Genomic DNA, 24,023 nt, shown 5'->3' with positions numbered 1-24,023 from the left:
ATGAAAACATCAGCAATCATTCGAATTGTGATCTATGCATTTTTAGCGGTGCTTCTGGTCGGGATTTTATGTGTCGGAATTTTAAAGCCGGGCTGGATCCCAAGCAAGTTTATCATTCATACCGGCGGTCTGCAGAGTGAACTCGATTATCCGGACAGCGAAAGCTACACACGCGGCGGCGGCAGTGTCCAGCCGGATCTTGTCGAAAAAATCGAAGTACATTGGGGCGCTGGAGAAGTTTTGATTTCGACTTATGACGGAGACCGGATCCGGTTTTCGGAAACAGCGGACTCCAAGCTTTCGGAAGACGAGGAAATGCGGTATCTTATCCGCGACGGAAAACTGTTTATACAGCACAGAAAGCCTTTTTCATTTTTCGGAATCGGGGAAGCGTATAAACAGAAAACTCTGACGCTTGAAATTCCGGCCTCTATGACAAAAGCTTCGGCTTTGCAGGAATTGAAACTGGAAACCATATCAGCCAGCATGACCGCAAACGATCTCGCGGCACAAGACCTGCGGATCAACACGACTTCCGGCGACCTTTCCCTGACGCACGCGGTCTGTGATACAGCTGAACTGGAGACAACCAGCGGCAATATAACGGCAAATGATCTGACCGCCCAGGAACTTACCGTCGATGCGGTTAGCGGGGAAATCTCCCTTGACGGTGATTTTTCAAAGATTTCTGCAGAAGCGGTATCCGGCGATATGGAAATCAGCAGCAAAATCTGTCCGGAGGCTGTAGAAATGGATTCTGTCAGCGGAAATCTCACGCTGCTGATTCCGGAAAATGACGGTTTTACGACGGGATTTGAATCGGTCAGCGGTGACTTTTTCTGTGAGTTCTCGACGCAAAACAGCAAACATTCTTGCCTCTATAAAAATGGAGAAGCAGAATTTCGGATGGAAACCGTCAGCGGCGATATGCAGATTAAGCGGATTGGCTAATTTTGTTTTAGAATTTCTGCACTGAGAACCAGGGCAAACAGCGTCCATAACCAATAAGGCAGCAGTAAAATGCCGGCAGGTTTGCTGCAGCGGAAGAAGAAAATTACGGTCAATGTGACTGCAGTTGCCAGTAAAATGATCCAGATGAACGCAAATTCAAGCGCGCCGAGCTTGAAAAAGAGAAGCGGCCACAGGACATTGATTCCGAGCTGCAAACAGTATAGGTAAATTGCGTTTGCGCGTGTGCGTTCCGGACAGTCTGCAGTGAAAATCAGATACGAAGCAACGCCCATCAGCAGATACAGGATCGTCCAGACGATCGGAAAAACCACAGCAGGCGGCGCAAACGCTGGACGCTCCAATATTTCGTAGAGACGAAAATCGTTTCGGACAAAATAAGCGGAAAGCCCACCGGCTGCCAATGGAATCACGAGACAGAGAAGCAGTGTTTTTAGCTGAATCCGAATTGAATGGGACTGCATAATCGGTTCCTCCTAAAATCAAAATACAGATAGCCTGCCCGGTGATGGATTCCGCGGCAGGCTATCTATATATTTATTCTGAAAATAAATTGTGTATGCCAAGGTAAAATCAGTGTGATTTTGAGATCGAACACCTTTTCAAATCGAGAATATTTTAGAAATCTCAGGGCTTTGATGCATAAACACACGGTTTCTGTAAAAAATGCAGAATAAAAATTCTTTTCTATTGCGGGGGAATGTGTTATAATAACCTCAAACCCATGCTGCGCATGGTGGACGGCGTTGCCGTACATGCAAAGCATTTGCTTTGCTGTTTGAGAACATTTTGCCGGGGCATAATAACCTCAAAACGTCATGCTTGCGCATAGCGGACGGCGCACCGGCACCGAGATTCTTTGGGGCAGAAAGAACGTATTTTAGCGAAATCATTTGCGTGACTGCATTTTTTCGATTTTCTTTTATGATCGATTGAATAGAACGTAACAAGGGAAGTGAATCGTTTTTTATGACGAACATTGCATACCGCACCATTGGGGATGGTGTGGCATTCCGCAGTATTCCGGATTGCAAATTTAAAACAATGCGGATTTCGATGCATCTCTTTTTGCCGCTGTGCTGGGAAACGGCTGCAGCCAATGCGCTGCTTCCGTTCCTTCTGAGCAGAACCTCCCGGGAGTATCCGGATTATACAAAGCTCGGGGAGCATCTCGCGGATCTGTACGGCGCGGCACTGCATGCCGACGTTCAGAAGGTCGGGGACATGCAGGTGCTGTCTATTTCTGCTTCGGGGATTTCCGACCGGTATGCCCTGAACGGCGAACACATTTCCGCAGAGCTCGCAAAGCTTTTGTGCAGCGTGTGGTTTGATCCGCTTTTTGATGCGGACGGACAATTTCCGGAGGACGGATTTCAGCTTGAAAAACGGCAGACGCTGGAGATGATCGACTCGGAATTCAGCGACAAACGGATGTATGCCAAACAGCGCTGCACCCAGATCATGTGCGCACAGGAACCTTATGGCATTCCGCGTTACGGTTCCCGCGAAGCTGTGGAGGCGCTTACGCGTGAGGAGCTCAAAAAAACATGGGAAACCGCGATTCAAACCGCACGGATCGAAATTCTGGCGATTGGCGACTGCAATCCGGAAGAAATCCGACCGGTTTTTGAAACAGCGGTTGCCAATTGCAAGAGAACCCCGCGGGACGTGCACCCGATGCAGGTGGTAAAAACCGTGTCGGAAGTCAAAGAAGAGACCGAGCAGATGGCGGTTGCACAGTCCAAGCTGGTGATGGGCTTCCGTCTAGGCGCTTCTGCTGCCGAAGAGGATGCTTTTTCCTCCATCCGGCTGATGGTTGCCATTTTAGGCGGTACTGCGCACTCAAAGCTCTTTTTAAATGTACGGGAAAAACTCAGTCTCTGCTATTACTGTGCAGCTGGCGCAGACGGCAACAAGGGAATTATGATGGTTGACAGTGGGGTAGAGACACAAAATATCAGCCGGGCACGAGAAGAAATTCTTGCCCAGCTTGCGAGCATTCGCAGCGGAGATTTTACAGATGAAGAAATCGATGCCGCAAAGATGAGTTTGTGCAATTCTTACCGTACAGTCGGCGACTATATCAGCGGGCTGGAAGGCTGGTATCTCGTGCGTACGTTCCAGGATCAAATCCGCACGCCCGAGGAAACTGCAGCACGTATTTCTGCGGTCACACGTGAGGAAATCATCGCGGCAGCCAAGCGAACAGCGCTGGATACTGTTTATATTCTGACAGGAGGTGCCGCACAATGACAGCAGAGATCATCGAAAGCAAACGTGCCGGCGACCGCTATTATCGGCTCCAGCATCCTTCCGGGCTGCTGATTCAGGTCTATCCCAAAAAGGACAGCCACAGCACCTATGCGATTTTCGGAACGCGTTATGGATCCATCGATACGCGCTTTCAGCGTTCGGATGCAGACACACCGGAAGAAACACCGGCCGGAATTGCGCATTTTCTCGAGCATAAGCTGTTTGAAAGCGAAGACGGCGACGCTTTTCTGCGTTATGCCAAAACCGGCGCTTCTGCCAATGCCTATACGTCCTTTGACATGACGTGTTATCTCTTTTCCTGCACGGAGCATGTCTATGAATCGCTGGAAATCCTGCTTGACTTTGTACAGTCTCCTTACTTTACAGAACAGACCGTACAGAAAGAGCAGGGAATTATCGGACAGGAAATCCGGATGTATGACGACGATCCGCAGTGGCGCGTGATGTTCAATATGCTTTGCGGCATGTACGAAAAACATCCGGTTCGCACGGACATTGCCGGTACGGTTGAGAGTATTGCCGAAATTACGCCGGCGTATCTTTACGACTGTTATCATACGTTCTATAATCTGCACAATATGACGCTTTGTGTTGCCGGAAATATTGACCCGGAAAAGGTCTTTGCACTGGCAGACAAGATGCTCAAGCCTTCAGAGCCGGTTTCTGTTTCCCGGATTTTTGAGGAAGAACCCCGTACGGTGCAAAAACACCGCGTGGAGCAGGCGCTTTCGGTGGCGGTTCCGCTCTTTGAACTTGGATTTAAAGAAGAGGCCGGAAAGGCGCGCGCTTCTGAAAAGGTAATTGCAGCAACCCAGATTTTATTGGAGCTTTTCGCTTCGGATGCTTCACCGCTGTTCCGCAGGCTGCTGGATCATGGGCTTGTGAATGAATCGTCTTTTGGGACCGAATATTTCGAGGGTTCTGGATTTGCAGCGGTCATTTTTTCAGGAGAATCAAACGATCCGGACGCCGTCGCACGGGAGATTTTCGCGGAGGCAGACCGGTTGAGAGCATCCGGGATCCCGAAAGAGTCGTTTGCGCGCGCGAAAAAAGCGGTTTACGGCAGAAATATTGCGTCGCTAAACAGCGCGGAAAACCTCGCAAATTCGATTGTTTCCCTCACCTTTGCCGGAAGAGAGCTGTTCCGGTATCTCGACGCCATTGCCGCTGTAACGCTGGAAGACGTCACAGCGCGCCTGGCAAAAAGTATTCAGAAAAAGTATGCAACACTTTCCGTGATCCGTCCGTTTGCGGAAGGTGAAAAAAATCAGGAGGAACAGTTATGACGTATCATGTGCAATTTCCGGGGCTCGGAATCGATACGACCGTAAATACTGACGCCTTTCATATCGGAGATTTTACCATCAAATGGTATGGGGTCATCATTGCGGTCGGATTTTTGCTCGCGTTTCTTTATGCATTATCCAGCTGTAAAAAAATGAATATCAACCAGGATCGTTTGCTCGATGTGGTTATCGTCGGCATTCTCGTCGGTGTTGTCGGCGCACGTCTTTACTATGTCGCATTTTATCCCGGCGACATGTACATAAAAGATCCGAAAAGCATTCTGTATATCTGGAATGGCGGACTTGCGATTTACGGCGGAATTATCGGCGGATTGCTCGGCGGCGCGGTGATGGCGAAAATCCGCAAGCTGAAAATTTTCGCAGTGCTGGATGTCGCGTCTCTCGGATTTTTGATCGGTCAGGGAATTGGACGCTGGGGAAATTTTGTCAATCAGGAAGCCTTCGGCACCAAAACAACGGTTCCCTGGAGAATGTACAGTGAAAATACAGAAGCAGTTGTTGGAGGTGCGGCGCACCCCTGCTTTTTCTATGAGTCCGTTTGGTGCCTGCTGGGCTTTTTGCTGCTGCACTTCTTTACCCGCAAATTGCGCCGCTATGACGGACAGACGTTTCTGCTCTATCTGATCTGGTATGGCGTTGGCCGTTTCTTTATTGAAGGCATGCGCACGGACAGCCTGATTGCGTTTGCGAATATTCGGGTTTCGCAGCTCGTGGCCGCTGTGACAGTACTGGCGAGTATCGTGCTTTTGATTGTTTTCCGGAAGCGGACATCCTTGCTCGGCTGCGGCAATGCGGCGGTTATGGAACTGAACCGGATTTCAGACGAAATTCCGGAAGATGAAATCAATGAACCGGATATCGAACCGGAATTCGGAACCATTTTTGGCGATCTCGGTTATGAAGAAGCAGCGGAAGCTGACCATGCAGACGATTCAGCGTCTGCTCCGGAAACGCAGGAAGCGTCAGAAGACGCCGAACCGAAACCTGCAGAAGAAGAGCAGACGGACGACGAAAAAACCGAAGAAGAAACCGGAGAATAAATTGGCATAGAAAAAGGCTTTGGCTGCGGATGGGTGGTCTGCGGTCAAGGCCATCTTCCGGATTAAAATCCGTGTTTTTCTGGAACGAAAAACAAAACAAGGGATGGAATTGGATTGGGTCAGCTTTTAGAAAGCATCAACGCGCCAGAAGATCTGAAAAAAATTCCCGTATCGGAACTTCCAGATCTTTGCGCGGAGATTCGCCGGCAGATCTTACAGACGGTATCAGAAAACGGCGGGCACTTAGCCTCCAATTTGGGGGCAGTGGAACTCACCGTTGCGCTGCACCGGACGTTTGATGTGCCGCAGGATGTGATTATCTGGGACGTCGGCCACCAGGCATATACGCATAAACTCTTGACCGGCCGTCGGGAACAGTTTGGAACGATTCGGAAAAAGGACGGGCTTTCCGGGTTTCCAAACCGGGAAGAAAGTGTGTGCGATGCATTTTCAGTCGGACATGCCAGCACATCTATTTCGGCAGCGCTCGGATTTGCGACGGCAAAGGCGCTTCGAAAGGAAGAAGGGCATGTTGTTGCCGTGATCGGGGACGGCGCGCTGACAGGCGGGCTTGCCTATGAGGGGCTGAACAATGCAGGGCGGCTGCACCGGAACTTTATTGTCATTTTGAATGATAACGAGATGTCGATCTCCCGAAACGTGGGGTCCATCTCGCGCTATCTGGCGCATATCCGGACAACACCGGGATATTTGCGTGCCAAGGGAAATGTCGAAACAATCCTCGACCATATTCCAAAACTCGGGAAGCCGCTGCACCACGGGATGACCCGAATGAAAAACCTGGTCAAGCATATCATCTACGGCAGTAATTTTTTTGAAAATCTGGGCTTTACCTATTATGGGCCTTTTGACGGGCACGATGTCCGGGAACTTACCGAAGTTCTTGAAAATGCCAAAAAAATCAACAAACCGGTTCTTTTGCATGTGTTGACATCCAAGGGGAAAGGTTACCCTTACGCGGAAGATGACCCAGGATTGTTTCATGGACTCTCCGGATTTGATCTCAATACGGGAAAAATGCAGAAAGCAACTCCTTCCTTCTCCAGCGTATTTGACGCTACGCTTTGCGAGATCGCCGGCGGAGACGATCGAATTTGTGCGGTTACAGCCGCAATGAAGGCGGGAACCGGTCTGACAGAGTTTGCCCGGAAATACCCAAAGCGCTTTTTTGATACCGGAATTGCAGAGGAGCATGCGCTGACGTTTTCCGGCGCGTTGGCCGCCGGAAATATGCATCCGGTTTTTGCAGTCTATTCCACATTTTTGCAGCGCAGTTACGACCAGATTCTGCATGACGCCGCGCTGCAGCATGTCGACCTGACGCTGGCAATTGACCGCGCTGGTGTGGTCGGAGATGACGGCGAGACCCATCAGGGTGTCTTCGACGCGGCATTCCTCAATACAGTGCCCGGCGCGACTGTCTATTCGCCGGCGTATTTTGATGAACTGCGTTTGGCGCTGCAAAACTCGATTTACCAGTGTAAAGGTGTATCGGCGGTTCGATATCCGCGTGGCGGAGAGGGGTACCGTCCGGCTGATTTTACACTTTCACGCGAGCCTTATCAGGTCTATGGCTCGCAAACTTCGAAAAGGATGCTTGTCACATACGGCCGGCTTTTCTCCGCCGCGTGTCTTGCACAAAAGGCGCTGCGGGAAAACGGGATTGAGATTGCTGTTTTGAAGCTCAATCGGATTCGGCCGCTGGATCCGGCGGCAGCCAAGACGGCGTCCAGCGCGGAAGAGATCTTCTTCTTTGAGGAGGGCATCCGCCAGGGCGGTGTCGGCGAAGCGTTTGCGGATCAGCTGCTGAGTTGTGGATTTCCCGGGAAATTTCACCTATATGCAATTGACAATACGTTTGTAAAACATGCTTCTGTTTCAGAAACGCTCCACGCGTTGGGCCTTGACGAGGCAGGCATGGAATCAGCGATTCAGCAGGAAATCCTGCAAATACAAAATCGGACGGAGAAACAAAAAATTGGCTGAGAAAAAAAGACTGGACGCGCTCGTATTTGAGCTCGGCCTAACAGAGAGCAGAGAAAAGGCGCGGGCGCTGATTATGGCCGGCAGCGTCTATGTCGACCATCAGAAATCAGATAAGCCCGGTGCCATGATCCGGGAAGGCGCTGTGATAGAGGTGCGCGGAGAAACGCTGCCTTACGTCAGTCGCGGCGGACTGAAACTGGAAAAGGCGATGCAGATTTTTCCAATTTCCCTTTGCGAAAAGGTTTGTATGGATATCGGGGCTTCGACTGGCGGCTTTACAGACTGCATGCTGCAAAATGGCGCCGAACGCGTCTACGCGGTTGATGTCGGCTACGGTCAGCTGGCCTGGAAGCTGCGCACGGATCCGCGTGTTGTCAATCTTGAGCGCACAAACGTCCGCTACCTCACAGAAGAGCAGGTTCCGGAAAAACTCGCGTTTTTCAGCGTGGATGTTTCCTTTATTTCTTTAAAATTGGTGCTGCCTGTTGCATCCGCATTTCTCATGGATGGTGGGGAAGGCGTCTGTCTGATCAAACCACAGTTTGAGGCGGGCAGAGAGCATGTCGGAAAGAACGGCGTCGTGCGCGACCGTAAGGTGCATGAAGAAGTGATCCGCAAAGTCTGTGATTTTGCGCCTTCCTGCGGACTTTCACCGCAAGGACTTTCATTTTCGCCGGTAAAGGGTCCGAAAGGCAATATTGAATATTTACTGTTCGTTCAGAAGAATGCGCTGCCTTCTGCGGTTTCGGAGCAGGCGATTGCAGATACGGTGGCGCAATCCCATTTGACGCTCGATAGGAGTGACAGCAATTGAAGGCGGCTATTTTTCCCAATTTGACCAAACGCGATGCGAAAATGCGCACGACAATTATCGCAAACCGGCTGACGCAGCTCGGCGCGCGGGTGATGATGCATGCCGCAATGAAGCCCTATTTTGCGGGCGCCGATATCCTGTTTTATAATGATCTGGAAGATTTGCTGATCGATTGCGACGTTGTGATTCCGGTTGGCGGTGACGGGACCATTATCCACACTGCACGGCAGGCTGCGGAAAAAGGCAAACCGGTTTTGGGCATCAATGTCGGCAGGGTCGGCTATGTTGCAGGACTTGAAGTCGATGAACTTGACCGTCTGCGCGACCTTGTCCAGGGAAATTACCAGATTGAAAACCGGATGATGCTCAATATTTCTCTGTTCCGGGACGGAAAACCGGTTTTTTATCGTGCGCTCAATGATATTGTCATCGCGCGCGGTGCGCTTTCTCGAATTTTGGATTTCAGCGTGTCTTTTAACGGCAATAACATTTGCAGCTATCGCGCGGATGGACTGATCTTTTCAACACCGACCGGGTCGACCGCCTATTCTCTTGCGGCAGGCGGACCGGTGATTGATCCGTCGATGGAGTGCATCATTTTAACGCCAATCTGCCCGCATGCGCTTTTTACACGGACAGTGGTCTTTAACCCGGATGCTAAACTCAGCGTACACGCAAGACCGAATACGGACAGCGAAATTTTCCTGACGGTGGACGGAGAGAATTCCCTCCAGATTCAGCCCGGGGAAATGATGACGGTGCGGCGTTCCTCCTTATCCGTCGGGCTGATCCAACTGAAAAAGCGCGATTTTTACGAGGTGGTTACAGAAAAGCTTGCAGGGAGGCGGGGATAAACCATGAAAACACGGCGGCATGAAAAAATTCTAGAACTGATTAGCGCATACGATATCGACACTCAGGATGAATTGCTCAAACGGCTGTCTGAAGCCGGATTTGATGTAACACAGGCAACTATTTCCCGCGATATCAAGGAATTGCGTCTTGTTAAAACGCTTTCCAGCACGGGAAGGTATAAATACGCAACCGGAAAACCTCTGTCTCACGATATTTCTGCAAAGTTTTATTCCCTTTTTGCCGATTCTGTCCTCTCCGTGATGGAGGCGTGCAATCTCGTTGTGATTAAAACGATGACCGGAATGGCGCAGGCGGTGTGCGCCTCGATGGATCCGCTGGAATGGAAGGGAATTGTCGGGACACTTGCCGGCGAAGATACGATTTTTGTGGCCTGCGCCAGCAATGCGGCGGCGCAGGAAGTTGTGCAGGAACTAAAAAAACTCGTAATTAAAAGGTAAAGGTGGCGTTTGGCTTGCTGCGTGATCTCTTTATCGAAAATATTGCGGTGATTGAGAAGGCTGAAATCCCGTTTCAACCTGGTTTTAATGTCCTGACCGGCGAAACCGGCGCAGGAAAATCCATTGTAATCGACTCTATTAACGCCATTATGGGCGGCCGCACCTCGCGTGACCTGGTGCGAACCGGTGCGCGCGCTGCATTTGTCAGCGCCATGTTTTCAGGGATTGGCGAGGCGGCGACAGAAACGCTTGCGAGTCTCGGCTATTCTCCGGAAGAGGACGGCACGCTGCTGCTGCAGCGGGAGATCCGCCCGGAAGGAAAGACCACCTGCCGGATTAACGGCCGTCCGGCCTCTGTATCCATTTTTCGGACACTAGCTCCGTTTTTAATTTCGATTCAGGGCCAGCACGAAAGTTATGATCTGCTTTCGCCGGAAACGCATATGAACTATATTGATGCAGTCGGCGGATACAAGGATCTGAAGGCGGAATACCGCAAGGCGTATGAGACACTCAAACGGATCGGGAAAGAACTCGATGATACCGATCTCGATGAATCCCAAAAAGCCCGCAGGATGGACATTTTGACATATCAGATCAATGAGCTGGAAGCTGCGAACCTTCGGCTTGGTGAAAAAGAGGAGCTGATCGCCCGGAAAGCAAGGATTCAAAACGGAGAGCAAATTGCAAAAGCGCTGGCATTTGCGATTGCTGCGATGGACGGCACCGAAGAGGGCGGCGCATTGTCCGCTGTTTCTGACACGGCAGCGGCGCTGGAGCAGACGGAGCGCGTCTGTCCGGAACTTGCACCGGTTGCGGAAAAACTGCGGGAAGCAGAATACTTACTGGAAGACTGTGCCGCGGAAATTCGGCAGCAGGCTTCCCGAATGGAGTTTAACGAACAGGAACTCGATGAAATTGAAGAACGTCTGGACGTTTTGTACCGCCTTGGACTGAAATACGGTGCGAGCGAAGAAGAGATGCTGGCTTTTTTGGAGACCGCCCAAAAAGAGCGGGAATCTATCGTACTTTCCGACGAGAACCGCGAACGCCTGACTGCGGAATTCGAACAGGCCAAGGAACAGGCGGTTGCACTTGCGAAAGCGCTTTCTGCCAAACGCCGGACAACAGCTGCGGAGTTTGAAACACGCGTGATGGAGGAGCTGCGTTTTTTGGATATGCCGGGAGTCGTTTTTCAGGCGCAAAGGACGCGCTGTCCGCTCAATGCGTCGGGCTGCGATGAAATTCATTTCCTGATTTCCGTAAATCCGGGGGAAACGCCGAAACCGATTTCCAAAATTGCCTCCGGCGGCGAACTTTCCAGAATTATGCTGGCAATCAAGACGGTTCTTTCAGGAAAAGGCAGTACGGATACGATGATTTTTGACGAAGTGGATACCGGAATCAGCGGCAGTGCGGCGCAGAAGGTGGGGCAAAAGCTTAAAGAGACCGCCCGAAGCGCACAGGTGCTCTGTGTGACGCACTTGGCACAGATTGCAGCAATGGCGGATGCGCATTTTCGGATACAGAAAGAAGTCCATGACGGCAAAACGTTTACGCATGTAACGCCGCTTTCTTTTGAAGAACGGACGCAGGAACTTGCGCGGATTATGGGCGGGTCCGAGATTACCCCGCTAATGCTCAAAAATGCCGCGGAGATGATCCAGCGCGGAAAAAAGCTTTGAATTTTGCTTGACAAGTGCAGCCGAATTGGATAGAATGTACCTATCGGCTGCGATGGAAAGAGTACCACTGGAAATTGTCATTTCAGAGAACCGGCGGTTGGTGAAAGCCGGTAGGGCGTCCATTTGGGAAGTACATTCCGGAGCTGCACGGCTGAACCCGAAGGGCAGTAGGCTGTGCCGGAAAAGCGCACGTTATCGCGCTAGGGTATTGTTAGATACCCGCGAAGGCCGCGCAGTGTGAGCTGCCGGTAAACTGAGGTGGTACCGCGGAATTTTTCCGCCCTCTGCTCATTTTGGGCAGAGGGCGTTTTTTCTGTTTTGCGTCCGGATCGGCCCGGGGTTCCAATGCTGAAAAACAGAAAATTTTAGAAAAGGAGCTTCAAAATGGGATTATTTGAAGAACTCAAAGAACGTGGCTTTATTGCACAGATGACCAACGAAGAAAAGGTACGCGAGCTGATTAACGGAACGGGTGCGGTATTCTACATCGGATTTGACCCGACCGCAGACAGCCTGCATGTCGGACATTTTGTGCAGGTGATGGTGATGGCGCATATGCAGCGTGCCGGACATATTCCGATTGCGTTGTTTGGCGGCGGAACCGGCATGATCGGCGACCCTTCCGGAAAGAGTGATATGCGCAAGATGCTTACAAAAGAAGAAATTGCGCACAACATTGCTTGCTTTCAAAAGCAGATGTCCCGCCTGATTGACTTTTCAGAGGGGAAAGCGATCATGGCGAATAACGGAGATTGGCTGCTTGATTTGAATTATGTCAACTTCCTGCGCGAGGTTGGCGTGCATTTCTCGGTCAACCGGATGCTTGCTGCCGAATGCTATAAACAGCGTATGGAACGCGGCCTGACGTTTTTTGAGCTGAATTATATGCTGATGCAGAGCTATGATTTCCTGGAACTGAACCGGCGCTATAACTGCGTGATGGAGCTTGGCGGAGACGATCAGTGGAGCAATATCATCGGCGGCGTGGAGCTGGTCAGACGGTCGGCGCGTAAGGAAGTGTACGGCATGACGTTTACGCTTCTGACCACCAGTGAAGGCAAAAAAATGGGCAAAACCGAAAAGGGCGCAGTGTGGCTGGATCCGGAAAAGACTTCGCCTTTCGAATTTTACCAGTACTGGCGGAATGTTGAGGATGCGGATGTCATTCGCTGCCTGAATATCCTGACCTTTGTGCCGATTTCGGAAATCCGGGAATATGCAAAGCTGTCGGGCAGCGAATTGAATGTTGCCAAGGAGCGTTTGGCGTTTGAGGTAACGAAGCTGATTCACGGGGAAGAAGAAGCAGTAAAAGCGCAGCGCGCAGCGCGTGCGTTGTTTGGCGGCGGAAAAGACAGCGCGGATATGCCTTCCACAACGCTGACAGCTTCAGACTTCACGGACGGCGCCATTGCATTGACGGATTTGCTGATGAAAACCGGCTTAGCCGCTTCCAAAGGCGAAGGAAAACGTCTGATTGTCCAGGGCGGTGTTTCTGTCGACGATCAAAAAATGACTGATTCGATGGGAAGCGTTCCGCTTTCTGCGTTTGAAAAAGGACACGTCATGCTCCGAAAGGGCAAAAAAGTGTTCCACAAAGCGCTGCTTTCGGATTAAGGAAACTAAAAACAGCCTGAAAGGATTTTTATCGGATTTCTTTGATACCCGAATCAGGGACCATATCGGATAGAAAACGCGAGTCTGCTGTTCTGTAAAAGGGGAAACCAGCTGACAGAATAGACAAGCTGAAAAATGAATGCCGCGGGAATCTGAGAAGGCCCCATGGATAAACCCGAAAATCGGCTGTTGTTTTGTTTATAATTTTACCAAAATCGGTACAAGATAAAAATGCGGACAGGCGGAAAGCCTTTAGGCCTTCTGCTTGTCCGTTGTTTTTCCCACTTACAAATTTTACATTCTTGCATTTTGAAAACGGAAAGAGCGGAAAGGAGGCGCTGAAATGAAAAAAGGATGGTATTGGCCGCCAGTATGCACACTGGCGATTGGCCTTGTGATTTATGCGGCGTTTTCTTTGTTTCCATTTTCCAATTTGACCATTGCCTGGTGTGATATGAAACAACAGGTCATTCCGCTGCTCATTGAATTTAAGCAAATTCTCTCCGGGGAAGCGGACTTCTTTTTCAATTTTCAAAATGCAGGCGGCATGAATTTTTTCGGTCCATTTTTCTTCTTCCTTTCCAGCCCGTTTACGTTTCTGGTGGCGTTTGTGCCTGCGGAAGAAATTTACATGCTCGTCAATATTCTGGTGCTGCTGAAAATGGCGGTCGCGGCGTTGACGGCCGGATGCCTGTTTCGGTCGGTTTATCCTGTGCTTGGTACCGCGCAGTCTACGGCGCTCTCGGTTATGTATGCGTTTTCCGGTTATACGATGCTTTATTTTCAGAATCTCGTGTGGCTGGATATGCTGTATGTGTTTCCGCTGGTGCTGCTTGGGCTGATTCAGCTTGCGAAAACCGGAAAAATCTGGCTGTTTTTCTTCTCGTTTTGCGCAGCAATTGTCATTCAGTTTTATCTGACCTATATGGTGCTGCTTTTTGTATTGTTTGCTTCGGTTTTGTATGCGTACATTTGTATGCCGAAGGATGCGCGCAGCGTGTTCTTGTTTCGCTTTTCCGCTGCGATTCTGGCGGCGTTTCTCGTTACTGCCGTGGTGTGGATGCCGCTGATGGCACAATATGCTGCTTCCGCGCGGGCAACCGGCTTGCTGACCAGCTTGCTTACCGGCGGAATCTGGGCGCGCTGGGAGACAACGCTTACGACAGTCCTCTGCAATATGCTGATGTTTGCCGCCATTCCGATGCTGTTTTTCTTTCCGCGCAAAACGGAACAGATCCCGACGGTGCCGCTTCTGCTCTTTTTCATGATGCTCCTGCCGCTTGGCATCGAGCCTATCAACAAAATGTGGCACACCGGCAGCTACCAGGCCTTTCCGTCGCGTTACGGGTTTGTTACCGTCCTATGCGGACTAATTCTTGCAGCAGAAGCACTTTCCCGTCTTGACCGGTGGAATGCAGAGAAGCATTTGCCGGATTCGCTCGGAAAAAGAGTGCGATCCGTTTTTTTGCCGTGCTTAGGGCTGATTCTTTTTGCCCTTGCAGGGCTCGGCACAGTGCTGCTTGTAGGGGAACGCGAGGCGCTGACCGTCTATATGCGGCGGTTATGGCTGAATCAGTCGTTTCTTAAGGCCTTTCTGCAATTTGGATTTGTTGCGCTGATTTTATATTTGCTTTTGATGCTGCTTTATCGTTTCCGGATGCTGACGCGCCGCATGTTTACCGTGTTTTTATGCGCGGTTACGGTATGCGAATCCATGTTCTGCGGCTCGATTTTTCTCGGTTATGCCGGGAATGATATCACCTTTAATCGTGAGGTCTTTGATCTTTCCGGAAAAATTGAGGAGGACAGCCTTTACCGGGTAAAACTGCAAAAGAAATATTTCGACATCAATCTCATCGGCGCTTTGGGGTACGGTTCGCTCGGACATTACACCTCTTTTACGGATGCCGACACCATCAGCACCATGAAAAAGCTCGGTTATTCTTCCTATTGGATGGAAGTCAGTCCTGTTGGCGGGACAGAATTTTCGGATGCGATTCTCGGACAGCGCTATACCATTGACAGAATCGGGACGCTTTCGGACGGGGATGATCCGGTTTACACAAACGACCGGTTTGTAATCCGCAAAAATCCGGATGCATTTTCTGTCGGAATGGTTGTCGATGGATTCGAAGCGCTTCAGGCGGAAAATGGATTTCCACTTGCTGAAACAGAGCGGATTCCGGAGCAGAACGGGATCTTTCAGCGGCTTTTTCAAACGAACGAAACGCTTTTTGAAACCTATGAACCGGAAACCATGGCCAATCTGACGATGAGCTACGATACCGTTTATTCCTATCGCCGAACGGATGAGCTGCTGACGGGCATTTTATATTATCAGATTGACGTCAAAGGAACGCAAACACTGTATTTTGACTGCTTTAATGAAATTTCGGTCCGTCTGCGCGAGGTCATCAATGGCGGTTGCAATGTTTACGTGAACGGGGACCCGATTGAGACGGAATACCCCACGCAAAAAAACAACGGCATTCTGGAACTCGGAACATTTACCGATGAATCGGTTTTGGTGGAAATTGAACTGCTGAAGGATATCAATGCGCGTTCCTTCGGCGTGTATGGCTTGAAACACGAAACAATGGAGACTTATTTCCGCACGGTTTCCTGTCCGGCGCTTACGCAGAAAGGCAATACGCTCAGCGGCACTGCGACCGCTGAAAGAGCGGGACAGTATCTCTTTTTACCGATTCCGTACGGAACCGGATATTCCGCACACGTCAATGGCGAACCGGTCGAAATCTGCTGCGTATTTGACGGCTATCTGGCAATTCCCCTTGCACAAGGCGAGAATACGATTTCCGTTTCCTATATCCCGCCGGGGCTGATTGCCGGTGCGGCGATTTCTGTGATGGGAATTCTTATCCTGATTTGGCTGAAAAGGCAGAAACCAATGGTAAGCGCCTGCGAACAAAAGCTGAAACAGATTGTTTCATATGTGGTGACGGCTGCTTTTGCAATTGCGTTGTTTCTAATCTACTTTTTCCCACTTCTGGTGCGAATCATTGCTGCGCTCAAAACGTGAAAATATTGATATAAATTCGTAAAGAATGGTTCTTGTTTTTTGGTAAAGAGTATGATACCTTTAAAACAAGACCGTGAAAAAAGGGGAGGCGGCAAAATGATTTGTTTTGGAGGGCCTGTTTTTCCGGAACAGGAGGCCCTGGGGAGAGATCCGGAGCGGTATGCATATCTTGCGAAAAAAATGGGATATCGCGCCATTTATGCACCGTCCTATCTGCGCGAAGCAAAATCGGATGAAATTCGAAAGGCCAGGACGGTTTTTGAACGGGAAGGTCTGATTGTTGCAGAGGCTGGATATTGGGAGAATTTGCTGGATACCCGTCCGGAAATTCGCAAGAAAAACCGGCAGGAAATGCTGCAAACGTACCAGATGGCAGAAGAACTCGGCGCACTGTGTGTGGTCAATACGATTGGATTTTACTGTGAAGGAACCGGATGGTATCATCACAGCGCCGGAAATTTTGCGCCGCAGTATCTGGAAGAGGCCGCCCAAATGGCGCGGGACTTTATTGACGCTGTGCAACCGAAGCATACGGCGTTTACGTATGAAATGTTTATGTACTGCGGTCTGGATTCTCCGGAAGCGTATGCGCAGCTGATTCGCATGGTAGATCGGGAACACTTTGGCGCGCATGTCGATTATACCAATCTGATGGTTTCTCCGCGGGAAGTCTTTGCCGGCGCGGATATTATCCGGCGCTGCATCGAACTTTTTGCGGATCGGATTCTCTCTGTCCACGTAAAAGATGTCCGATTGGAAACACCGGCTCTGTCAACCCGGATTCTGGAAGCAGTGCCCGGCGAAGGGGTTGCGGATTTGACAGCTTTGCTGAAAGCCTGCGATGCGCTGCCGCAGGCCGTGCCGCTGATGCTCGAACATCTGGAAAAGGAAGACGAATATCAGCGCGGACTTGCCCGCTTAAAACAGCTTGCACAGGAAAACCACATTGACTATTAGTTTCGAAAGGCGGAAAAAACATGGAACGCTTAAAAGCCGGCGTCGTTGGAATGGGTTTTATGGGCTACGCGCATGTTGAGGCGCTTCGCCGTCTTGGTACCGTCGAGGTTGCAGCGATTGCATCCGGTTCCGGTGCGGAAAAACGGGCAAAAGCGCTCGGAATTTCCCAATGGTATGATTCTTATCAGGAGATGATTCTGCATGGGGGAATCGATGCCATTCACATTTGTACACCGAACGGTACGCACTATGCCATCGCAAAATTTGCGTTGGAGCACGGAGTCCACGTGCTCTGTGAAAAGCCGTTCACCGTGACCGTTTCAGAGGCCGAAGAACTCTGCGAACTCGCGAAAAAGACCGGTCTGCAAAATGCGGTGAATTTTCATAACCGCTTTTATCCGATGGCCAATACCATCCGGCAGAAAAACCTTGCAGGCGAATTCGGCAAGGTGCTGAGTGTCCAGGGCAGTTATCTGCAGGACTATATGCTGCACGATGATACATACAGTTGGCGTCTGGACGATACAAACGGCAAGACCCGCGTGGTGGGGGACATCGGCTCACACTGGATGGATCTCGCGGAATTTGTATCGCTCCACAAAATCACGGCGGTGCAGGCAATTTTTCAAACGGTCTATCCGGTGCGCCGGGTGCCGCTGAAGCCGGCTGCAACGTTTGAAAAGAATGATTCGGCGGCAGAGTACCGGCAGGTTCCGGTGACGACGGAAGATCAGGCCTGCCTGCTTTTGGAATTTGATCACGACGCGATCGGCAGCCTCGCGGTCTCTCAGGTGTTTGCAGGAAAAGATAATGAATTGCGGCTTCTCCTCAGCGGCAGCAAACAGTCTGCGCAGTGGAACTCTGAGAACTGTTGTAATTTAATTTTAGGAAATGCCGATCAGCCGAATCAGCTGGTTGCCAAAAATCCTGCACAGGCAGCGCCTGGCACCGCGTCGATGATTTCTTATCCGGCAGGTCACACAGAAGGCTATCCCGATGCGTTTAAGCAGTGCTTCCGGGCGTTTTATACATCCATTTTGAATCCGGGCGGCGATTACCCGTTTGCTACCTTTGCGGACGGCCTGCACAGTATGATTTTGCTCGACCGGATCTATCAGAGCGCACAGGAGCGGCGCTGGGTTGCGGTGCCGTGAGCGCGCATACATAATAAAAAAGAGCCAGACCCGAGGCCGGTCTGGCATTTCAGAAATTGCAAAGCTGTGGTATTGCGATGTGCAAACCGCGTAGAGGATTATCTCTCGACCGGAACAAGAACGATGTTCGTTTCCGAATAAGACCGGATTTGTACCGCTTCATCCGTACCTTCCAAAACTTTGGAAGCACAGCTGCTGTAAGAATTGCGGAAGGGTTTCAGTAAATGCTGATAGGATTCTCTGGAACGAACTTCGCAGCGGATTTGCAGGTCAGGCGCAGCGGTTTCCAAAAAGAGTTCCTGTCTGGTACCATCAGAAGAGGGAACTTGTGTTTCTGCAGACGGCGAACCCAAAAAGAGGAAACAGAAGAGCATGCTGGCGCCGCAGATTAGCGCGGTGAATCCAAGTTCCGGCAATAAATTTTTGAGCGTTTGAACCGGGTGCAGTTGTTTCATAGAGCATGCTTCCTTTCCTTTCGCCTGATGATATGTTTATTTTCGCATGGCAACCGACAGCAAGTACCCTGAAAAATGCAAAAGAAATGCAAAAATTTAGAAATTCGTAAGGATTTTGTAAGAATTCCTGCAGAAATTTGCAATGTTTTTCGCGTTGAAAAATAAAATATTTTTTTGTTTTTCTCCCATTGACAGAAGCCCGTTTATAGCATAAGATTATGATGTTTCTCCACGTTCCATATCTCCACACGCGAAAGGACCAAAATGAGACTTGAATGTATCGAGGGCGTCTGATATGAAATTTTCTTTTCATGCTTATCTCAAACGGCTGCGGTCCTTTGCCACGAACGATATGGGCGGGATGATGCTGCTGTTCGGAATTGAAGGCATCTTTTTGCAGTTTGCAACATCTGTGAATAACTATGGGAACAATCTCTATGCGACGAATCTGGGCGCGACAGATTCTCAGATCGGCCTGATCCAGACGATCCCGAATATGATTACCGTGCTTTCGCTTTTGCCGATCGGCGTGATCACCAACCGGATGAAGTCTTCTAAACCGGTTTTGGTGACGCTCTTGCTCTTTTTGGGATTGATGTATATCGGGTATGCGACCGTGCCGGTTTTCGGGAAGCATCGAATGCTGTTTTTCTTTATTTTTCTGGGCATGACGGTCAGCACGCTGCAAACCTACAACGCGCAGTGGCAAACGTTTTTCGGAGATACGGTTCATCCGCATGCGCGTAATCTGGTTTACACGTTCCGCAACCGCTTTATGATGTTCGCCGGAACGATTACGCCGCTGATTTGCAGTTTGGCCATGTCTCCGGCTGAACTTCCGGAAGAGAAACTTCTTGTCCTGCGAATCTTTTATTATCTGTGCGGCGGCATGATGATTTTGCAGGCAATTGCTATTTTTAAAATTCGGGATGGCGAACGTTCACCGGAGCTGCTTGCAGAAATGAAAAAGTTTTCAGTGCAGGATGTCGGCTCCGTTTTGCGGCAGATGGTCGCAGACAAGCGGTTTTTATCCTTTTTTCTCGCCATGATGCTTTTCTATTTCGGCTGGCATCTGGATTGGAGTGTTATTTACATCATGCAGGTTCAGTACTGCGGCTACACGGAGGTGGAGCTGGGGTATTGGTGCTCGATCAGCTGCATTGTCCAGCTGTTATCTCTGGGATTCTGGTCCCGGCTCAACGGCAGGAAGAGCGTCTATTTTACCTTTATTTTTGCGATATCGGGACTCGTTGGCAGTTCCTTTTCGGTTGCGCTGACATTGCTGATGCCGGCTTCCTGCAGAATGCTGCTTCTGATGGTTCTGGTGAATCTTTCGACGATTCCGCAGACGGCGATCAATATTTGCGCGGTACAGATGCTGCTCAACTTTTCTCCAAAACGCAACCGCGCCATGATTATCAGTCTTTATACGATTGCGGTGACCTTGAGCAACAGCCTGATGCCCTATCTGGGCGTTCAGATTTACATTGCGCTCGGCTCGGATCATCAGGCCATCTTCTTGACTTTCCTCTTGATTCTGCTTGTGCGGACTGCGGCAATGCTCGTATTCTGGCGGCGTTACCGCAATATGAAACGCGACGGAACACTGCGCTCCGTGTGATGAATTTGAAATCTATCATTTGTATAGATGAATTTTTGGGGTTAGGAGTCGAAAAAATGAAACGTTCAGAAATCAATGCAATCCTTCGGGAAAACATCGCCTTTATTAAGGAGATGCATTTTTCTTTGCCGCCGTTTGCGTATTGGACGCCGGAAGAGTGGAAGGAAAAGGGACACGAATGCGATGAAATTCGCGATAACATGCTCGGCTGGGACATTACAGATTACGGCCTCGGCAATTATGAAAAAGTCGGTCTCTTTCTGTTTACAATCCGGAACGGCAACCTGAATAACCCGAAGTACCGCAAGCCTTATGCGGAAAAGCTGCTCATTTCCAATCCCGGACAGCTCTGCACCAACCACTTCCACTGGAACAAAATGGAAGATATCATCAACCGCGGCGGCGGAATTTTGATGATTCAGGTTTGGAATTCGGACGAGAACGAAGGACTCGCAGATACGCCGGTGCAGATCACTTTGGATGGCGTTGTCTCTGTTGTGGAAGCCGGTACAATCCTTCGTCTGCTGCCGGGTCAGAGCATCACGCTGCCTCCGCACCAGTATCATGCATTCTGGGCCGAAGAAGGGCACGGAAAGACGCTGATCGGCGAGGTCTCGATGGTCAACGACGACAACACGGATAACCGTTTTTATGAGCCGATGGGACGTTTTCCGAAAATTGAAGAAAACGAAGCGCCGCTCTATCTGTTGTGTAACGAATATCCTGCGGCAAAATAAATTTGCCGTATCAGGCGCAAACAAGCTTTTCGACCGGGTAATATCGTAATTTTTGCATTTTTTTTGCAGTTTAATAGAGACTCCATGCGGACAAATTCCATACACTAAAAGGGAACTGTGGGACCTTTTGAAAGGATTTGTTAGCATGGAGTTTTTAAATATGGGGGATAAGGCCGCCTGCGCAGAGTATGAAGCGTTTGTGGATGCACATCCAAACGGCGGATTTACGCAGTCCTTGCGCTGGACCGGCGTCAAAAAGAATTGGCGGCACGAGGCAGTGCTTGCAAGAGGAAAAGACGGCCGCTTGAACGGTACGGTGCTGGTTTTAATTCGCACGATTCCGCTGCTCGGTGTTTCTTTTTTGTATGCGCCGCACGGGCCTGTATGCGATTTCGACGATACAGCCGCACTGCGCGAACTGTTTAAGGGGATCCGGAAGCTTGCCGAAAAGTATCATGCCTATGAATTCCGAATGGATCCGTTTATCCGGGAAGAAGATGAAAAGCACATTGCAATTCTGCGCTCCTTTGGATTTTCTTTTTCTGCACATGCACCGGAGCTTGCGACCATTCAGGTTCGGCAGAACTACATGCTTTCCATTGCAGGGAAAACCGAGGAGGAGGTGTTAGCCTCCTTTCACAGCAAGTGGCGGTACAAAATTCGGCTTGCGGAACGCAAAGGCGTAACCTGCCGCGTATGCGGTCCGGAACGTCTGCATGATTTTTATCGTATGATGCAGGAAACCGGCAAACGGGATCATTTCTGTGTACGCAAAGAGCGGTATTTCCGCAGGATGATGGAATCGCTCGGGGATCACTGCCGACTCTTCCTCTGTTTTGATGCGGACGGAGAACCGCTTTCGGGCGCGATTTCCATACAATTTGCGGGTAAAACCTGCTATGTTTACGGCGCCTCCTCGAATCATAAACGGAATTTGATGCCGAATTACCTGATGCAATGGGAAATGATCCGTTGGGCAATTCAGTCCGGATGTGCCTGGTATGATTTTCAGGGAATTCCGTTTTACGATGACCCGACACACCAAAATTATGGTGTCTACCAGTTTAAAAGAGGCTTCAATGGCGAAATCGTGACGTATGCCGGAGAGTTTTTCTGTACCTTTTCGGAAAAGGCCAAAAAAACCGTCAATCAGGTGCGCAGAACGCTTTGCTGTCTGCGGTAACCGCATCCTTTCCTTGCACGAATGCCACTCTTGTGTTAGAATATAACCACACTGTACAATGGAAAGAGAGGGATTTTCTTTGCTGTTTCATGCGGATCAAAAACGGACAGAAGTCAAAACCAATATGCGCGGGGGAGACGGCACGGTTCGTTTGGATGCCTTTATGGAGACTTCTAAACTGCCGGTACACTATCGCCTGTTTTCTGAGCTAACTATTGAACCGGGCTGTTCCATCGGACGCCATGTTCATGAAGGTGAAAGCGAAATCTTTTATATTTTGGAGGGACAAGGTGTTCTCGATGACAATGGCACCGCGCGCACGGTTCAATGCGGAGATGTTTGCGTCTGCTATGACGGAGAAGCGCATGCAATCGCAAACCGTTCCGACAAAACGCTTCGCTTCCTTGCATGTATTGTGAAAAACGATTAATTCCAGAGCAAAAAGGAACCTGGACACTTGTGTATCTAGGTTCCTTTTTTTGTACGGAATTTTGTTTACGGATGTGAGAATGCTTGAAGGTTTTTCAAAATTATATTATAATAATGGCAATGCTTTTTTGCCTGCCGCCGCCCACAGAACAGTCTCCGGGAAATTCGGCAGAAACGTAAGCAGAACCGTCTTTGGACTGCGTTAAAAAGAAAATATCCATGCGTCTTTTTGCTGGCAATGCCTGCGAAAAAGCACGGTTGCGGGAAAGGATTTTTAGCCCATGTATCGACTGAAAAAGCAATGCGGAAACGCACGCCGCGGACAATTTGTTACCTGCCACGGAACGATTGAGACGCCGGCGTTCATGAATGTTGCCACCTGTGGTGCCATTAAAGGCGCGGTATCCGCCCTGGATTTAAAGGAAATCGGCTGCCAGGTGCAGCTTTGCAACACGTATCATCTGCATCTGCGGCCAGGTGACGAGACCGTAAAGGCGCTCGGCGGGTTGCATGCATTTACGAAATGGGACGGTCCGATCTTAACGGATAGCGGCGGATTCCAGGTGTTTTCTCTTGCAAAACTGCGGGATATTAAAGAGGAAGGCGTCACATTTGCTTCCCATATCGATGGGCATCGAATTTTCATGGGTCCGGAAGAAAGCATGCGGATTCAGTCAAACCTCGGATCCACGATTGCCATGGCCTTTGATGAATGTGTCGAGAATCCCGCAGAGTATGACTATGCGGCAAAATCTTGTGAACGGACGCTGCGCTGGCTGTATCGCTGCCGGGAGGAAATGGAGCGTCTGCGCGCGCTGCCGGATACCATTAACCCCAAACAGATGCTTTGGGGAATCAACCAGGGCTGCACCTTTGCGGATCTGCGCGTTCAGCATATGCGGGAAATCCGCAAGCTAAATCTGGACGGCTATGCAATCGGCGGATTGGCGGTTGGGGAGAGCGCAGAAGAAATGTACCAGATTATCGAGGCAGTTGAGCCGGAGATGCCGCAGGATAAAATTCGGTACCTGATGGGCGTGGGAACGCCTGTCAACATTCTGGAGGCTGTAAAACGCGGTGTGGACATTTTTGACTGCGTGATGCCGAGCCGGAACGCGCGTCACGGACATATCTTTACTTCCGAGGGATGCCGCAATCTGATGAACGCCAAATATGAGCGTGATTTGTCTCCGCTGGATCCGAACTGTGACTGTCCGGTCTGCCGTTCATTTTCGCGCGCTTATGTGCATCATCTGTTTAAGAGCGGAGAAATGCTCGCTATGCGTCTAAGTGTTCTGCACAACTTGTATTTCTATAACAATTTGATGAAGAAAATCCGGGATGCGCTGGATGAGGACCGGTTTGATGCATTTTACGAGGAAAATGTTTCCGTAATTGGAAAGAGAATTTGAGATTTCTCTTGC

20 protein-coding genes and 1 other annotated feature are annotated in these 24,023 nt (G+C 50.0%); of the genes, 18 read left to right on the top strand and 2 right to left on the bottom strand.

Going from position 1 to position 24,023, the window contains the following annotated elements; all coding sequences use genetic code 11:
• Positions 1-951 (top strand): DUF4097 family beta strand repeat-containing protein, encoded by a 951-nt coding sequence (locus IAG03_RS12155; protein WP_249320303.1) that lies wholly within the window; start codon positions 1-3, stop codon positions 949-951.
• Here IAG03_RS12155 and IAG03_RS12150 read toward each other — a convergent pair.
• Positions 948-1,433, bottom strand: a complete 486-nt coding sequence (locus IAG03_RS12150; protein WP_249320302.1) for a TspO/MBR family protein — start codon at positions 1,431-1,433, stop codon at positions 948-950. The two genes, IAG03_RS12155 and IAG03_RS12150, sit on opposite strands and share 4 nt — an antisense overlap.
• 505 nt (positions 1,434-1,938) lie before the next feature.
• On the opposite strand from IAG03_RS12150, the gene yfmF reads away from it, so the two are divergent.
• From yfmF to IAG03_RS12090, 12 genes are all read left to right on the top strand, one after another.
• On the top strand, positions 1,939-3,222 hold the full coding sequence (gene yfmF / locus IAG03_RS12145; protein WP_249320301.1) for an EF-P 5-aminopentanol modification-associated protein YfmF: 1,284 nt from the start codon (positions 1,939-1,941) through the stop codon (positions 3,220-3,222).
• Positions 3,219-4,529: an EF-P 5-aminopentanol modification-associated protein YfmH gene (yfmH, locus tag IAG03_RS12140; RefSeq protein ID WP_249320300.1), complete on the top strand. Its 1,311-nt coding sequence runs from the start codon at positions 3,219-3,221 to the stop codon at positions 4,527-4,529. The genes yfmF and yfmH overlap by 4 nt, the downstream gene beginning before the upstream one ends.
• A complete protein-coding gene (gene lgt, locus IAG03_RS12135) occupies positions 4,526-5,590 on the top strand; it encodes a prolipoprotein diacylglyceryl transferase (RefSeq protein ID WP_249320299.1) in 1,065 nt (354 codons plus the stop codon). The genes yfmH and lgt overlap by 4 nt, the downstream gene beginning before the upstream one ends.
• Positions 5,591-5,704: 114 nt before the next feature.
• Positions 5,705-7,597, top strand: a complete 1,893-nt coding sequence (dxs, locus tag IAG03_RS12130; RefSeq protein ID WP_249320298.1) for a 1-deoxy-D-xylulose-5-phosphate synthase — start codon at positions 5,705-5,707, stop codon at positions 7,595-7,597.
• Positions 7,590-8,411: a TlyA family RNA methyltransferase gene (locus IAG03_RS12125; RefSeq protein ID WP_249320297.1), complete on the top strand. Its 822-nt coding sequence runs from the start codon at positions 7,590-7,592 to the stop codon at positions 8,409-8,411. The genes dxs and IAG03_RS12125 overlap by 8 nt, the downstream gene beginning before the upstream one ends.
• On the top strand, positions 8,408-9,265 hold the full coding sequence (locus tag IAG03_RS12120) for an NAD(+)/NADH kinase (protein WP_249320296.1): 858 nt from the start codon (positions 8,408-8,410) through the stop codon (positions 9,263-9,265). The genes IAG03_RS12125 and IAG03_RS12120 overlap by 4 nt, the downstream gene beginning before the upstream one ends.
• Positions 9,266-9,268: 3 nt before the next feature.
• Entirely contained in the window at positions 9,269-9,724 is a 456-nt protein-coding gene (gene argR / locus IAG03_RS12115) for an arginine repressor (RefSeq protein ID WP_249320295.1), read from the top strand.
• 14 nt (positions 9,725-9,738) lie between these two features.
• A complete protein-coding gene (recN, locus tag IAG03_RS12110; RefSeq protein ID WP_249320294.1) occupies positions 9,739-11,409 on the top strand; it encodes a DNA repair protein RecN in 1,671 nt (556 codons plus the stop codon).
• Positions 11,410-11,449: 40 nt separating this feature from the next.
• Positions 11,450-11,697 (top strand) — a binding site (T-box leader).
• Between the two features lie 96 nt (positions 11,698-11,793).
• Positions 11,794-13,023, top strand: coding sequence for a tyrosine--tRNA ligase (tyrS, locus tag IAG03_RS12105; RefSeq protein WP_249320293.1), 1,230 nt, complete (start codon positions 11,794-11,796; stop codon positions 13,021-13,023).
• Between the two features lie 343 nt (positions 13,024-13,366).
• Complete coding sequence (locus IAG03_RS12100; protein ID WP_249320292.1) at positions 13,367-16,063, top strand: YfhO family protein; 2,697 nt, start codon at positions 13,367-13,369, stop codon at positions 16,061-16,063.
• Positions 16,064-16,159: 96 nt separating this feature from the next.
• A complete protein-coding gene (locus IAG03_RS12095) occupies positions 16,160-17,020 on the top strand; it encodes a sugar phosphate isomerase/epimerase family protein (protein ID WP_249320291.1) in 861 nt (286 codons plus the stop codon).
• Between the two features lie 20 nt (positions 17,021-17,040).
• Positions 17,041-18,174 (top strand): Gfo/Idh/MocA family protein, encoded by a 1,134-nt coding sequence (locus IAG03_RS12090; RefSeq protein ID WP_249320290.1) that lies wholly within the window; start codon positions 17,041-17,043, stop codon positions 18,172-18,174.
• A gap of 98 nt (positions 18,175-18,272) precedes the next feature.
• On the opposite strand, the gene IAG03_RS12085 is transcribed toward IAG03_RS12090, so the two are convergent.
• Complete coding sequence (locus tag IAG03_RS12085; RefSeq protein WP_249320289.1) at positions 18,273-18,629, bottom strand: hypothetical protein; 357 nt, start codon at positions 18,627-18,629, stop codon at positions 18,273-18,275.
• Between the two features lie 295 nt (positions 18,630-18,924).
• Between IAG03_RS12085 and IAG03_RS12080 the strand changes: the two genes are divergently transcribed.
• The 5 genes from IAG03_RS12080 (at position 18,925) to tgt (ending at position 24,011) form a co-directional block, all read left to right on the top strand.
• Entirely contained in the window at positions 18,925-20,250 is a 1,326-nt protein-coding gene (locus IAG03_RS12080) for an MFS transporter (RefSeq protein ID WP_249320288.1), read from the top strand.
• Positions 20,251-20,306: 56 nt separating this feature from the next.
• Positions 20,307-20,987 (top strand): D-lyxose/D-mannose family sugar isomerase, encoded by a 681-nt coding sequence (locus IAG03_RS12075; RefSeq protein ID WP_249320287.1) that lies wholly within the window; start codon positions 20,307-20,309, stop codon positions 20,985-20,987.
• A gap of 145 nt (positions 20,988-21,132) precedes the next feature.
• Positions 21,133-22,170: a lipid II:glycine glycyltransferase FemX gene (locus tag IAG03_RS12070; protein WP_249320286.1), complete on the top strand. Its 1,038-nt coding sequence runs from the start codon at positions 21,133-21,135 to the stop codon at positions 22,168-22,170.
• Positions 22,171-22,249: 79 nt separating this feature from the next.
• Positions 22,250-22,600 (top strand): cupin domain-containing protein, encoded by a 351-nt coding sequence (locus tag IAG03_RS12065; RefSeq protein WP_249320285.1) that lies wholly within the window; start codon positions 22,250-22,252, stop codon positions 22,598-22,600.
• Positions 22,601-22,880: 280 nt separating this feature from the next.
• Complete coding sequence (tgt, locus tag IAG03_RS12060) at positions 22,881-24,011, top strand: tRNA guanosine(34) transglycosylase Tgt (protein WP_249320284.1); 1,131 nt, start codon at positions 22,881-22,883, stop codon at positions 24,009-24,011.
• The last annotated feature ends 12 nt before the right edge of the window (positions 24,012-24,023 follow it).

The sequence above is a fragment of the Yeguia hominis genome, from assembly GCF_014384705.1.
Classification (GTDB): Bacteria; Bacillota; Clostridia; order Oscillospirales; family Acutalibacteraceae; genus Yeguia; species Yeguia hominis.
This window is presented reverse-complemented; position numbering and strand designations above follow the sequence as displayed.

Bases quoted from the DNA above. Each gene is read 5' to 3' on its own strand.
- lgt (WP_249320299.1), top strand. From the start codon at position 4,526: ATGACGTATCATGTGCAATTTCCGGGGCTCGGAATCGATACGACCGTA.
- tgt (WP_249320284.1), top strand. From the start codon at position 22,881: ATGTATCGACTGAAAAAGCAATGCGGAAACGCACGCCGCGGACAATTT.
- tyrS (WP_249320293.1), top strand. From the start codon at position 11,794: ATGGGATTATTTGAAGAACTCAAAGAACGTGGCTTTATTGCACAGATG.
- IAG03_RS12150 (WP_249320302.1), bottom strand. From the start codon at position 1,433: ATGCAGTCCCATTCAATTCGGATTCAGCTAAAAACACTGCTTCTCTGT.
- IAG03_RS12155 (WP_249320303.1), top strand. From the start codon at position 1: ATGAAAACATCAGCAATCATTCGAATTGTGATCTATGCATTTTTAGCG.
- IAG03_RS12100 (WP_249320292.1), top strand. From the start codon at position 13,367: ATGAAAAAAGGATGGTATTGGCCGCCAGTATGCACACTGGCGATTGGC.
- IAG03_RS12090 (WP_249320290.1), top strand. From the start codon at position 17,041: ATGGAACGCTTAAAAGCCGGCGTCGTTGGAATGGGTTTTATGGGCTAC.
- argR (WP_249320295.1), top strand. From the start codon at position 9,269: ATGAAAACACGGCGGCATGAAAAAATTCTAGAACTGATTAGCGCATAC.
- yfmF (WP_249320301.1), top strand. From the start codon at position 1,939: ATGACGAACATTGCATACCGCACCATTGGGGATGGTGTGGCATTCCGC.
- IAG03_RS12075 (WP_249320287.1), top strand. From the start codon at position 20,307: ATGAAACGTTCAGAAATCAATGCAATCCTTCGGGAAAACATCGCCTTT.
- IAG03_RS12095 (WP_249320291.1), top strand. From the start codon at position 16,160: ATGATTTGTTTTGGAGGGCCTGTTTTTCCGGAACAGGAGGCCCTGGGG.
- IAG03_RS12070 (WP_249320286.1), top strand. From the start codon at position 21,133: ATGGAGTTTTTAAATATGGGGGATAAGGCCGCCTGCGCAGAGTATGAA.
- IAG03_RS12085 (WP_249320289.1), bottom strand. From the start codon at position 18,629: ATGAAACAACTGCACCCGGTTCAAACGCTCAAAAATTTATTGCCGGAA.
- IAG03_RS12080 (WP_249320288.1), top strand. From the start codon at position 18,925: ATGAAATTTTCTTTTCATGCTTATCTCAAACGGCTGCGGTCCTTTGCC.
- yfmH (WP_249320300.1), top strand. From the start codon at position 3,219: ATGACAGCAGAGATCATCGAAAGCAAACGTGCCGGCGACCGCTATTAT.